15 protein-coding genes are annotated in these 13071 nt (G+C 52.5%); 2 read left to right on the top strand and 13 right to left on the bottom strand.

Translation table 11 applies throughout. The features are described 5' to 3' along the window. From tuf to fkpA, 9 genes are all read right to left on the bottom strand, one after another. A partial coding sequence (gene tuf, locus OGX86_RS12990) for an elongation factor Tu (protein WP_118262821.1) occupies positions 1-1097 on the bottom strand: 1097 nt, incomplete at its 3' end. Positions 1098-1166: 69 nt separating this feature from the next. Further along, the gene (gene fusA / locus OGX86_RS12995) at positions 1167-3281 is read right to left on the bottom strand and encodes an elongation factor G (protein WP_003023659.1); all 2115 of its coding nucleotides are present in this window, start codon (positions 3279-3281) and stop codon (positions 1167-1169) included. Between the two features lie 96 nt (positions 3282-3377). Then, on the bottom strand, positions 3378-3848 hold the full coding sequence (gene rpsG / locus OGX86_RS13000; RefSeq protein WP_003023657.1) for a 30S ribosomal protein S7: 471 nt from the start codon (positions 3846-3848) through the stop codon (positions 3378-3380). Between the two features lie 95 nt (positions 3849-3943). Further along, positions 3944-4318 (bottom strand): 30S ribosomal protein S12, encoded by a 375-nt coding sequence (rpsL, locus tag OGX86_RS13005; RefSeq protein ID WP_003023654.1) that lies wholly within the window; start codon positions 4316-4318, stop codon positions 3944-3946. Positions 4319-4443: 125 nt separating this feature from the next. After that, the gene (gene tusB / locus OGX86_RS13010; RefSeq protein WP_008786292.1) at positions 4444-4731 is read right to left on the bottom strand and encodes a sulfurtransferase complex subunit TusB; all 288 of its coding nucleotides are present in this window, start codon (positions 4729-4731) and stop codon (positions 4444-4446) included. Positions 4732-4738: 7 nt separating this feature from the next. Beyond that, positions 4739-5098 (bottom strand): sulfurtransferase complex subunit TusC, encoded by a 360-nt coding sequence (tusC, locus tag OGX86_RS13015; protein ID WP_003827771.1) that lies wholly within the window; start codon positions 5096-5098, stop codon positions 4739-4741. Next, positions 5098-5484 carry a sulfurtransferase complex subunit TusD gene (gene tusD, locus OGX86_RS13020; protein ID WP_008786293.1) on the bottom strand — a complete coding sequence of 129 codons (387 nt, stop codon included), beginning with the start codon at positions 5482-5484 and terminating at the stop codon, positions 5098-5100. Before tusD ends, tusC begins: the two co-directional genes overlap by 1 nt. Next, entirely contained in the window at positions 5484-6206 is a 723-nt protein-coding gene (locus OGX86_RS13025; protein WP_003023643.1) for a helix-turn-helix transcriptional regulator, read from the bottom strand. Before OGX86_RS13025 ends, tusD begins: the two co-directional genes overlap by 1 nt. 167 nt (positions 6207-6373) lie before the next feature. Beyond that, positions 6374-7192 carry an FKBP-type peptidyl-prolyl cis-trans isomerase gene (gene fkpA / locus OGX86_RS13030; protein ID WP_003827768.1) on the bottom strand — a complete coding sequence of 273 codons (819 nt, stop codon included), beginning with the start codon at positions 7190-7192 and terminating at the stop codon, positions 6374-6376. Between the two features lie 232 nt (positions 7193-7424). Between fkpA and OGX86_RS13035 the strand changes: the two genes are divergently transcribed. After that, a complete protein-coding gene (locus OGX86_RS13035; RefSeq protein ID WP_003023639.1) occupies positions 7425-7643 on the top strand; it encodes a protein SlyX in 219 nt (72 codons plus the stop codon). Positions 7644-7756: 113 nt separating this feature from the next. Here the strand turns inward: OGX86_RS13035 and slyD are convergent, their stop codons facing one another. The 4 genes from slyD to kefG all read right to left on the bottom strand — a co-directional run bounded on the left by slyD (position 7757) and on the right by kefG (position 11023). Next, positions 7757-8362, bottom strand: coding sequence for a peptidylprolyl isomerase (gene slyD, locus OGX86_RS13040; RefSeq protein WP_003023634.1), 606 nt, complete (start codon positions 8360-8362; stop codon positions 7757-7759). Positions 8363-8456: 94 nt separating this feature from the next. After that, entirely contained in the window at positions 8457-8657 is a 201-nt protein-coding gene (locus tag OGX86_RS13045) for a YheV family putative zinc ribbon protein (RefSeq protein WP_003023632.1), read from the bottom strand. 9 nt (positions 8658-8666) lie between these two features. After that, a complete protein-coding gene (kefB, locus tag OGX86_RS13050) occupies positions 8667-10472 on the bottom strand; it encodes a glutathione-regulated potassium-efflux system protein KefB (protein ID WP_286640203.1) in 1806 nt (601 codons plus the stop codon). Beyond that, positions 10472-11023 (bottom strand): glutathione-regulated potassium-efflux system ancillary protein KefG, encoded by a 552-nt coding sequence (gene kefG, locus OGX86_RS13055; protein ID WP_003023629.1) that lies wholly within the window; start codon positions 11021-11023, stop codon positions 10472-10474. The genes kefB and kefG overlap by 1 nt, the downstream gene beginning before the upstream one ends. A 132-nt stretch (positions 11024-11155) precedes the next feature. Between kefG and OGX86_RS13060 the strand changes: the two genes are divergently transcribed. Further along, positions 11156-13057 (top strand): ABC transporter ATP-binding protein, encoded by a 1902-nt coding sequence (locus tag OGX86_RS13060; RefSeq protein WP_048227390.1) that lies wholly within the window; start codon positions 11156-11158, stop codon positions 13055-13057. Positions 13058-13071: the final 14 nt, after the last annotated feature.

A 13071-nucleotide genomic window follows, 5' to 3' on the forward strand; every position in this document is an offset into this window, starting at 1 on the left:
GGGTGGATCAGGGTAACAACCATTTTGATGTTGTCGCCCGGCATTACCATCTCTACGCCTTCTGGCAGTTCGATGGTACCAGTCACGTCAGTAGTACGGAAGTAGAACTGCGGACGGTAGCCTTTGAAGAACGGAGTATGACGGCCGCCTTCGTCTTTGGACAGAATGTACACTTCAGATTCGAACTTGGTGTGCGGCTTGATAGAGCCCGGCTTAGCCAGTACCTGACCACGTTCGATTTCTTCACGTTTGATACCACGCAGCAGAACACCAACGTTCTCACCAGCACGGCCTTCGTCCAGCAGTTTGCGGAACATTTCAACGCCAGTACAGGTAGACTTAGCAGTCTCTTTGATACCAACGATTTCAACTTCTTCACCAACTTTGATGATACCGCGCTCTACACGACCGGTAACAACGGTACCACGACCGGAGATGGAGAATACGTCTTCGATAGGCAGCAGGAACGGCTTGTCAATCGCACGCTCTGGTTCTGGGATGTAAGAATCCAGGAAGCCAGCCAGTTCGATGATTTTCGCTTCCCACTCTGCTTCGCCTTCCAGCGCTTTCAGAGCAGAACCACGAACGATCGGAGTGTCGTCGCCCGGGAAATCGTACTGAGACAGAAGTTCACGAACTTCCATTTCTACCAGTTCCAGCAGCTCTTCGTCATCAACCATGTCGCATTTGTTCAGGAACACGATGATGTACGGAACGCCTACCTGACGACCCAGCAGGATGTGCTCACGAGTCTGCGGCATCGGGCCGTCAGTCGCAGCAACAACCAGGATCGCGCCGTCCATCTGCGCAGCACCGGTGATCATGTTTTTAACATAGTCGGCGTGGCCCGGGCAGTCTACGTGTGCGTAGTGGCGAGTCGGGGTGTCATATTCAACGTGAGAAGTGTTGATGGTGATACCACGAGCTTTTTCTTCCGGCGCGTTATCGATCTGGTCGAATGCACGAGCAGCACCGCCGTAGGTTTTAGCCAGTACGGTAGTGATTGCAGCGGTCAGGGTAGTTTTACCGTGGTCAACGTGGCCGATGGTGCCGACGTTAACGTGCGGTTTTGTACGTTCAAATTTTTCTTTAGACACGGCTATATTCCTTACTATAGTGCTCTCCCCTATGGAGAGAGCACGGGACTTAGGTTTTAATCCTGTGGATTATTTACCACGGGCTTCAATAACGGCCTGAGCAACGTTGTTCGGCGCATCGTCGTACTTCAGGAACTCCATGGAGTAAGAAGCACGGCCTTTGGTCAGAGAACGCAGCTGGGTTGCATATCCGAACATTTCAGACAGCGGAACTTCAGCATGGATAACAACGCCAGTGACGTTGGATTCCTGACCACGAAGCATACCACGACGGCGGCTCAAGTCACCGATTACGTCACCGGTGTTCTCTTCCGGAGTCTCTACTTCAACCTTCATGATAGGCTCAAGCAGAACTGGTTTCGCTTTCTTAAAGCCATCTTTGAAGGCGATAGAAGCGGCCAGTTTAAACGCCAGCTCAGAGGAGTCAACGTCATGGTAAGAACCGAAGTGCAGACGCACGCCCAGATCAACAACCGGGTAACCAGCCAGCGGGCCAGATTTCAGCTGTTCCTGGATGCCTTTATCAACGGCCGGGATGTATTCGCCAGGAATTACACCACCTTTGATGTCGTTGATGAACTCGTAGCCTTTCGGGTTTGAACCCGGCTCCAGCGGGTACATGTCGATAACAACATGACCGTACTGACCGCGACCACCAGACTGCTTAGCGTGTTTACCTTCGATATCGGTAACTTTCGCGCGAATCGCTTCGCGGTAAGCAACCTGAGGTTTACCGACGTTCGCTTCAACGTTGAATTCACGCTTCATACGGTCAACGATGATGTCGAGGTGCAGCTCACCCATACCAGCGATAATGGTCTGGTTAGATTCTTCGTCAGTCCATACGCGGAATGACGGGTCTTCTTTAGCCAGACGGCCCAGAGCCAGACCCATTTTTTCCTGGTCAGCTTTGGTTTTCGGTTCTACCGCGATGGAAATTACCGGCTCAGGGAATTCCATACGTTCCAGAATGATCGGGTGATCCGGGTCACACAGAGTGTCACCAGTGGTCACGTCTTTCAGACCGATTGCAGCAGCGATATCGCCCGCGCGAACTTCTTTGATCTCTTCACGTTTGTTAGCGTGCATCTGTACGATACGGCCGAAACGTTCACGTGCAGTTTTCACGGAGTTCAGGATGGTGTCACCGGAGTTAACCACACCAGAGTACACGCGGAAGAAGGTCAGGTTACCCACGAACGGGTCGGTAGCGATTTTGAATGCCAGAGCAGCAAACGGCTCGTCATCGCTAGCATGACGCTCAGCAGGAGTATCTTTACCGTCGTCCAGAATACCGTTGATCGCAGGTACGTCTACTGGGGATGGCAGGTAATCAATTACCGCATCCAGCATCGCCTGAACACCTTTGTTCTTGAACGCAGAACCACAGGTTACCAGGATGATTTCGTTGTTCAGAACGCGCTGACGCAGAGCTTTTTTGATCTCTTCTTCAGTCAGTTCTTCACCACCCAGGTATTTCTCCATCAGCTCTTCTGAAGCTTCTGCAGCGGACTCGATCAGGTTCTGGTGCCATTCTTCAGCCAGTTCCTGCATGTCAGCCGGGATATCTTCATAAGTGAAGGTTACGCCTGCATCTTCTTCGTTCCAGTTGATGGCTTTCATTTTCACCAGGTCAACAACACCGGTGAACGCTTCTTCAGCGCCAATTGCCAGCTGCAGCGGAACAGGGTTCGCGCCCAGACGGGTTTTGATCTGACCAACAACTTTCAGGAAGTTCGCACCCATACGGTCCATTTTGTTAACGAACGCAATGCGCGGAACTTTATATTTGTTTGCCTGACGCCATACGGTTTCAGACTGAGGCTGAACACCACCAACTGCGCAGTAAACCATTACTGCACCATCAAGCACACGCATGGAACGTTCTACTTCGATAGTGAAGTCAACGTGCCCCGGGGTGTCGATGATGTTTACGCGATGCGGTTCATACTGCTTAGCCATACCAGACCAGAATGCAGTAGTCGCTGCGGAGGTGATAGTAATACCACGTTCCTGCTCCTGCTCCATCCAGTCCATGGTGGCTGCGCCGTCATGAACTTCACCGATTTTATGGTTTACACCGGTGTAGAACAGAATACGTTCGGTAGTAGTGGTTTTACCGGCGTCGATGTGCGCACTGATACCGATGTTACGGTAGCGCGCGATGGGTGTTGTACGAGCCATTTGATTCCTCGTTTATCTTTTAGGCGTTCAATTTAAGTAGCCCAAAGCGGGCTGCTTACTAGAAGCGCCCGCCTGGTGACTAAAACTCCGAAGGGATTACCAACGGTAGTGTGCGAACGCCTTGTTGGCTTCTGCCATACGGTGAACGTCTTCACGTTTCTTAACTGCAGTACCTTTGTTTTCTGCAGCATCAGAAAGTTCGTTCGCCAGGCGCAGAGCCATGGATTTATCACCGCGTTTACGAGCAGCTTCAACGATCCAACGCATTGCCAGGGCATTACGACGGACCGGACGGACTTCAACTGGTACCTGATAAGTAGAACCACCAACGCGGCGAGACTTAACTTCGACAGTCGGGCGCACGTTTTCGAGAGCTACTTCGAAAGCTTCCAGTTCGTTTTTACCAGAACGCTGAGCCAGGGTCTCCAGCGCGCTGTATACGATAGTTTCGGCAGTAGATTTTTTACCATCTACCATCAGGATATTTACAAATTTAGCCAGCAGTTCTGATCCGAACTTCGGATCCGGCAGAATTTTACGCTGACCAATGACGCGACGACGTGGCATGGAAATACTCCGTTGTTAATTCAGGATTGTCCAAAACTCTAAGAGTTTAGTTTGACATTAATATAAAACGTTTGGCCTTACTTAACGGAGAACCATTAAGCCTTAGGACGTTTCACGCCATACTTGGAGCGTGATTGCTTACGGTCTTTAACGCCGGAGCAGTCAAGCGCACCACGAACGGTGTGGTAACGAACACCCGGGAGGTCTTTTACACGACCGCCACGGATCAGGATCACGGAGTGCTCCTGCAGGTTGTGACCTTCACCACCGATGTAGGAAGTCACTTCAAAACCGTTAGTCAGACGAACACGGCAAACTTTACGCAGTGCGGAGTTCGGTTTTTTAGGAGTGGTAGTATATACACGAGTACATACGCCACGTTTCTGCGGGCATGCTTCCAGCGCAGGCACGTTGCTTTTTGCAACTTTGCGTGCACGTGGTTTGCGTACCAGCTGGTTAACTGTTGCCATTAAATAGCTCCTGGTTTTAGCTTTTGCTTCGTAAACACGTAATAAAACGACCTCATACAATATGAGGACGCAGAATTTTAGGTCGGTGTCGAAAAGGTGTCAAGAAATATACAACGATCCCACAATTACCAGGACATCTGGCTGGGATGCTTCACCGTAAGTCTGACGAAGTCAGTATAGCTAACCCTGACGACACTGTCTGAAATTTGACCACTCAAACCGCGGGCCTTAATGTCTTCTTCCAGTACATAGACCTTAATGGAGGCATTTTGCAGACTTTCAAGGAAACGGCTTCCTTCAATTGCCGCCGTCACGCCATCCTGGAGCAATAAAAGCTCATCGTCTTTATCTACCAGGCGAAGAAGAGAGGAGAAATCGGTAAGCCACGCGGAGCGATGTAGTGTGTGCAGCATGAGAGTCTCAAAACCTTAAAATGACGTCAAAGTTGCCTAACTCACGGCGTAAATCTTCCGGTTCAAGCGCTGTCGCATCGACCACAAAATTAACCCCCTGCTGAAGGCCTCGCTCGCGTAATGAGGCAGCGCAGAGCCAACATTGATCGATATCGTACAACCCTAACAGCTTGAAGGTTGCGATATAGTCTCGCGCCAGCACGGCATCCGGTTGTTGTCCCTGGAGGATTTGAAAGACGCCATCGCCGATAAAAAACACGCCGAGGTCTTCCGTTAATGCAGATGTCGCTAGCAATGCATCTAATCCTTCACGGCCAGATGCGCTGCCATGCGGCACGGTAGAAAAGACAAAAGCAACACGTTTCATCAGAACTGCACCACGCGATCGCAGGTCAGGGATGCCTCAGCCAGCGATCCAAGCCCGCTGAGGTTAAAACCTGATTGTAAATTAGCCCCTGCCAGTCCCAGACGCTTTGCTTCAGTTTCATCAACAACGCCGCGACGCAACGCCGCCGCCACGCAGATATTCAGCGTTACACCATGCTGTTGGTTCAGTTGTTGCCAGGCCCGCACCAGATCATATTCATCACTGGCGGGTGAAGTCAGTAAGTTGGCGTTATATACACCTTCTCGATAGAAAAAGACGCTGCATAACTCATGCCCTTCTTCGAGAAGCGCATGTGCAAATTGCAACGCGCTACTCGCCTGCTGCGTGCCATAAGCAGGCCCTGTCACCATGATGGCAAAACGCATTACTTGTCTTGCCCCTGGAAATCGCCGCTTTTGAACTGACGAATATAGAGGTAGACCGTATGTTTGGAGATGTTCAGCCGATCGGCGACCTGGTTGATGGCATCTTTAATATCGAAGATGCCTTTCTCATATAAATTCAGGACGATCTGGCGGTTCTTCGCGTTGTTGGAAACATTGCGATCGGCATTCACTTCTTCGATCGTGAATTCCAGCGTCTGGGTAACCAGATCTTCCACCGAAGAAGCGAAGTTGACGGCAGAGCCCACTTCCGGGGTTTCCGGTGGGATAAAGGTATTCATTATCTGCGAGAAAGGAACATCAAGGTTCATGTTGATGCACAGCAGACCAATCACGCGATGCTCACGGTTGCGAATGGCAATCGTCACCGACTTCATCAAGACACCGCTTTTCGCACGTGTGAAGTAACACTTCGACACGCTGCTATCCGCACCCGTCATATCATGCAGCATACGCAACGCAAGGTCGGTAATCGGTGAGCCAATTTTACGGCCCGTGTGTTCACCGTTAGCAATGCGGATGGCCGAGCATTTCAAATCCTGCAAAGAGTGCAATACGATTTCACAATGGGAACCAATGAGCATCGCCAACCCGTCCACTACCGCTTCGTAGGATTTGAGGATATCGAAGTCGGTTTGATCGAAAGGACGTTGATCCAGCAAATCTAGCTCACTGGTTTCGTTGGTTAAAAGCGACCTGGACATGAAAAAAAGCACTCCTTTTCAGGAGCCTGTCGTTATGTTGTCAGGGCAGGCTCATCACTATTATAGGGGCATCTAAAGTAATACAGCGCACAAGGCGCTTTCCAGTATTAATTATATCCTGTCGATAATAAAAAACCGCCGCCCTGTGGGCGGCGGTTTCTGTTAGCTTATTTTTTGCTGCTGTCTGCAGCTTTATCTGCCGGTGCAGCATCTGGCTGCGCGTCAGCTTTCGGTGCCGGTTTGATGTCTAACAGTTCAACATCAAAGACCAGCGTAGAGTTGGCCGGAATACCCGGGACGCCGGTTTTGCCGTAAGCCAGATCCGGTGGGATAACCAGCTGGATTTTGCCGCCTTTCTTGATGTTTTTCAGGCCTTCAGTCCAGCCAGGGATGACACCGTCAAGACGGAAAGACAGCGGCTCACCACGGGTGTAGGAGTTATCAAACTCTTTACCATCGATCAGCGTACCTTTGTAGTTGACTACCACGGTATCGCTATCTTTCGGTGCAGCGCCAGTACCTTCTTTCTCTACTTTGTAGACCAGGCCAGTAGAAGAGGTTTTAACGCCTTTCTCTTTAGCAAATTTCTCGCGGTAAACTTTACCTTTGGCTTCGTTGTCAGCCGCGTCTTTTTCCATTTTCGCCTGAGCGGAGCTCTTCACGCGCGCTTCAAACGCCTGCAGAGTTTGTTCGATTTCCTGGTCAGACAGTTTGCTCTTGTCTGCAAACGCATCCTGAACACCAGCGATCAGCTGATCTTTATCCAGTTTGATGCCCAGTTTTTCCTGCTCTTTCAGAGAGTTTTCCATATAACGACCCAGGGACGCGCCCAGCGCGTAAGCGGCTTTTTGGTCGTCATTCTTGAATGCTGCTTTGCTGTCAGCAGTAGCGGCTGGTTTCGCAGCATCAGCAGCGAAGGTGATCGGGGCATGCAGAGCAACAGCCATTGTGGTCGCCAGCAGCGTTACTTTAAACAGTGATTTCATCCATATCTCCAGGGCCGGGGCATCTCACCCCAGGGTTAGCTAACATAAAAATGTACTATAAAGCGTTGCAGAACAAATCAACATACAGGCACGCCCTATTATCACCACTTTTCAGACTCTTTTTGTTTAAATTAGTTTCGTTACCGAAGATTGAGTGCTGTGCAAACAAGCAAAGTTAAGTAGAATTCGCCGCAGTCCGCGATCTGCCGGAGAAAAAAGAAAGAGGTGAATCATGCAGGATACAACAATGGAAACTCGCCTGGCTGAACTGGAAAGTCGCCTGGCATTTCAGGAGATCACCATTGAAGAGCTCAACGTGACGGTGACTGCGCATGAACTGGAAATGGCCAAACTGCGCGACCATCTGCGTCTGCTGACGGAAAAGCTCAAAGCAACGCAGCCGTCCCACATTGCGTCGCAGTCTGAAGAGACCCCGCCGCCACATTATTGAGACGTAAAAAAAGCGGGGATATCCCCGCTTTTTTGTGCCGGATGACGACGTAAACGTCTTATCCGGCCTACGGTAGGCCTGATAAGCGTAGCGCCATCAGGCAATCATACCGATCAGTGGCAACCGCAGCCGCCGCCGTTACCTTTACCGCCACCGCCGCAGCAGCCTTCGCCGCCGTGCTCGTGACCATGGTCGTGACCGTGACCACCGCAGCAACCGTCATGACCGTGGTCATGATCGTGGTCGTGACCGTGCGCACCGTGAACGTGGCCGTGAGCCAGTTCTTCTTCGGTCGCTTCGCGGATAGCAACAACTTCTACGTTGAATTTCAGATTCTGGCCAGCCAGCATGTGGTTACCGTCAACCACAACGTGGTCGTCTTCCACTTCGGTAATTTCTACCGGTACTGGACCCTGGTCAGTTTCAGCCAGGAAACGCATGCCAACCTGCAGTTCGTCAACGCCCATGAAGACGTCTTTAGGAACGCGCTGCACCAGGTTTTCGTCGTACTGACCGTATGCGTCGTTTGCGCCAACAGCAACATCGAATTTGTCGCCAACTTCATGACCGTCCAGCGCTGTTTCCAGGCCAGAAATCAGGGAACCGTGACCATGCAGGTAGTCCAGCGGTGCACTCACCGGAGACTCATCAACCAACACACCGTCTTCTGTACGTACCTGATAGGCCAGGCTGACCACCAGGTCCTTTGCTACTTTCATGATATCTCCTGAGCATGGAAAGAATAGTGGCGCAGATTGTAGCGGAATTCTGCACCCGTGTACCCTCTAGCTTAAAAAAAGCTGCGCCATATCGCTAGTCCGGATGAAAAATCCCGATCACTTGCTCTTCTTTGCGAACGTGCTCGCGCGCCTCTTTATCGGCTTCCCGCATCTGATGACCGCACTTAACACACTCAACAATATCGATATTATTTTCGCGCCACATCGCCAGCGTATCCTGCGACTGGCAGGACGGACATTTTGCACCTGCGATAAAACGTTTACGAATTGCCATGGTTATCCTCTACTCAAATTCATCCCAGCCATCCAGCTGACGTCGCTCTTGCTGCATCTCTCGTTGGAAAATTTCCTCCAGCTCGCGCCGGGCTTCCCTGGCTCGAGAGATTTGTACCGTATCTGTATGCACGGGGATCAGTTCCCGCAGCATGCGCATATCCAGCCGCCGAAAATGTAGCTGAGCGCGCTGAGCCTGGTGCGGATGCATTCCCAGTGTAACCAGCGTTTTACGCCCCAACTCCAGCGCACTGGAGAACGTTTCGCGGGAAAACTGCGTCACACCAGCCTGTAATAACTCATGCGCTTCTACACGTCCGCGCGCTCGCGCAAGAATATGCAAATGCGGAAAATACTGTTGGCACAGTTCCACCAGTTTCATGGTGTCTTCAGGCTCATTACAGGTAATAACAATAGATTGCGCCGCCTCTGCCCCTGCGGAGCGCAACAGTTCCACCTGCGTGGCATCACCGTAATAAACCTTATAGCCATATTTACGCATCAGATTCACCGCGCTGATATCCCGCTCCAAAACGGTAATCCGCATTTTATTGGCCATCAACAGACGACCAATAACCTGACCAAAACGCCCAAACCCCACCACAATCACCTGCGGTTTATCATCTTCCACCCAGGGTTTTTCGTCTTCCTCATCCGTGCCGTTAAACTGGCGGGAGAGCCATTTATCAATCAACTTCATCACCAGCGGCGTGGTCATCATCGACAGCGTGACGGTCACCAGCAGCAACGCCATTTGGTCGCCCTGAAACAGCCGTTGCGAGGATGCCGTTGAAAACAGCACGAAAGCGAATTCACCACCCTGACTTAAAACCCCGGCAAATTGCATCCGTTCAGAGCTTCTCATGCCGTTAAGACGCGCCAGCACATATAGCACCAGCATTTTTACGACCACCAGCACGATCACGCTCGCTGCCACCCACAGAATATGGGTGTAGAGCACGCCGAGGTTGAGCGACATGCCAACGGAGATAAAAAACAGCCCGAGCAACAGGCCTTTAAACGGATCGATTGCCGTTTCCAGCTCATGTCGGTATTCGCTTTCCGCCAGCAGCACGCCCGCGATAAACGTTCCCAGCGCCATTGACAGCCCCAGCGCATCCATAAATAGAGCAGACCCCAGCACCAACAGCAGCGTGGCAGCGGTGAACACTTCCCGCACGCCAGAATCCGCAATAAAGCGGAAAACCGGACGCAGCAAATAGCGACCGCCAATCAGCATGCCGGCAAAGGCCAGCACCTTCATTCCCACTTTGATCCAGTCAAAATGTTCGTCAGCAGAACCCGCCAGCAGCGGAACCAGCGCCAGCGCGGGGATCACCGCCAGATCCTGAAACAGCAGCACCGAAAAACCCAGTTGTCCGGATTCACTGCGGTTCATGCCTTTTTCGCGCATCAACTGTAGCGCCATAGCGGTCGATGACATCGCCAGACCAATGCCGCCAACCACTGCCGCCTGCCAGGAGAACGCAGTGAGCATCAATAATCCGGCCAGCACCACCGCGCTCAGCATCACCTGCGCGGCACCGACGCCAAAAATTGAACGCCGCAGTTGCCACAGTTTGGCGGGATTAAGTTCCAGCCCAATGATGAACATCAGAAAGACTACGCCCAGCTCGGAAAAATGCAGGATTTCATCCACATCGCTGATAAATCCTAATCCCCACGGGCCGATAGCAATACCCGCCAGCAAGTAACCCAGCACCGGACCGATACCCAGCTTTGAGGCCAGGGGAACTGCAGCCACCGCCGCGAAGAGGAACAACACTCCCGCTGTCAATAAATCAGAACCTTCCATCAGCGGCCTCCCACAGGGATCGGATTCGCCAGCCAGTCACCATACGCTTTCGCATGGCTGTCCAGCTCCTGCTTCGTTTGCCGTCTGGCCCAGTAAACGATAATTGGGCTCATCCAGTGCATGCGGCACATACCGGCCGTTAGCTCGAAAGGACGCAGCACATCGCTCATTGGATAACGGTTTAGCGCGTCATAGCGGTAGGCACTTTCCGGTTCTCCGGTAGTGATAACGCTACGCCAGTACTTTCCCGCCAGTTGATTCCCTCCGGGACCGCTGGCAAATCCGCGGCTCAGTACGCGGTCAAGCCATTCCTTTAACAGCGCCGGACAGCTATAGGTATAGAGTGGGTGCTGAAAAACAATCACATCATGCTCACGCAGCAGCGCCTGTTCATGCGGAATATCGATAAAAAAATCAGGATAGTGCGCGTAAAGGTCGTGCACGGTAACATTGCTGAGCTGCATGGCCGGTTTAAGCAGAACACGGTTCGCGACCGAGTCCTGAGATTCCGGATGGGCATACAGCAGCAAGACTTTCGCTGGCTGGAACATCATCCCCCTCCCGGTTTTGTCTTTTGTCTATTTTCGACGTTTTGGGCTACCATTGCGCCTCGGTGCGGCAAACGGCCCGCACATTACATTATCATAATGATAAATTAACATAGTCTGAACATACGGCGCCTTATGATTGTTTTCTCATCGTTACAAATTCGTCGCGGCGTGCGCGTCTTGCTGGACAATGCCACGGCCACCATTAATCCAGGGCAGAAGGTTGGCCTGGTGGGTAAAAATGGCTGCGGTAAATCTACCCTGCTGGCATTGCTGAAAAATGAACTCAGCGCCGACGCTGGAGGATTTACCTATCCGGGAAACTGGCAGCTCGCGTGGGTGAATCAGGAAACGCCTGCGTTGCCACAGCCCGCGCTGGAGTACGTCATTGACGGCGACCGCGAGTATCGTCAACTGGAAGCGCAGTTGAACGACGCCAACGAACGTAACGATGGACATGCCATTGCCACTGTCCATGGCAAGCTGGATGCCATCGACGCCTGGACCGTGCGCTCACGCGCCGCCAGCCTGCTGCATGGCCTCGGCTTCTCCAACGAACAGCTTGAGCGCCCGGTCAGCGACTTCTCCGGTGGCTGGCGTATGCGTCTCAACCTGGCCCAGGCGCTGATTTGCCGTTCAGACCTACTGCTGCTCGATGAACCCACCAACCACCTCGATCTCGACGCGGTGATCTGGCTGGAAAGATGGCTGAAAAGCTATCAGGGTACGCTGATTTTGATCTCCCACGATCGCGACTTCCTCGATCCGGTGGTAGATAAAATTATTCATATCGAACAGCAAACCATGTTCGAGTACACCGGCAACTACAGCGCGTTTGAAATCCAGCGTGCGACCCGCCTCGCACAGCAACAGGCAATGTACGAAAGCCAGCAGGAGCGCGTGGCGCATCTGCAAAGCTATATCGATCGTTTCCGCGCTAAAGCAACGAAAGCGAAGCAGGCACAGAGCCGTATCAAAATGCTGGAACGTATGGAGCTGATTGCCCCAGCGCACGTGGACAACCCGTTCCACTTCAGCTTCCGTGAGCCGGAAAGCCTGCCAAACCCGCTCTTGAAGATGGAAAAGGTTAGCGCTGGTTACGGCGATCGCGTCATTCTCGATTCGATCAAACTGAATCTGGTGCCGGGTTCCCGCATCGGCCTGCTCGGTCGCAACGGCGCGGGTAAATCGACGCTGATTAAGCTGCTGGCCGGCGAACTGCCCCCAATCAGCGGTGAGATTGGCCTGGCGAAAGGCATCAAACTGGGCTACTTCGCGCAGCACCAGCTGGAGTTTTTACGCGCCGATGAATCACCCATTCAGCATCTGGCACGCATGGCACCGCAGGAACTGGAGCAGAAACTGCGTGACTACCTGGGTGGATTCGGCTTCCAGGGCGATAAAGTCAGCGAAGAGACACGCCGCTTCTCCGGTGGCGAAAAAGCGCGTCTGGTACTGGCGTTGATCGTCTGGCAGCGCCCTAACCTGCTGCTGCTCGATGAACCAACCAACCACCTGGACCTGGATATGCGTCAGGCGCTGACCGAGGCGCTGATCGATTTTGAAGGCGCGCTGGTTGTCGTCTCGCACGACCGTCACCTGATCCGCTCCACCACCGACGACCTCTATCTGGTACACGACAAGAAAGTCGAGCCGTTTGATGGCGATCTGGAGGATTATCAGCAGTGGCTGAGCGATGTCCAGAAACAGGAAAACCAGGGCGACGAACCGGCGAAAGAGAGCGTTAACAGCGCCCAGGCGCGTAAAGACCAGAAGCGCCGCGAAGCGGAACTGCGCTCCCTGACGCAGCCGCTGCGTAAAGAGATTACCCGTCTGGAAAAAGAGATGGAGAAACTGCACGCACAGCTGGCGCAGGCGGAAGAAAAACTCGGCGACAGCGAACTGTACGACCAAAGTCGCAAAGCCGAACTTACCGCCTGTTTGCAGCAGCAGGCCAGTGCGAAATCCGGGCTGGAAGAGTGTGAAATGGCCTGGCTGGAGGCTCAGGAACAGCTTGAGCAGATGCTGGCCGAGTAGTCATCATTGCCGGA

The organism is Citrobacter sp. Cpo040 (genome assembly GCF_030332915.1).
GTDB classification, from domain to species: domain Bacteria; phylum Pseudomonadota; class Gammaproteobacteria; order Enterobacterales; family Enterobacteriaceae; genus Citrobacter; species Citrobacter portucalensis.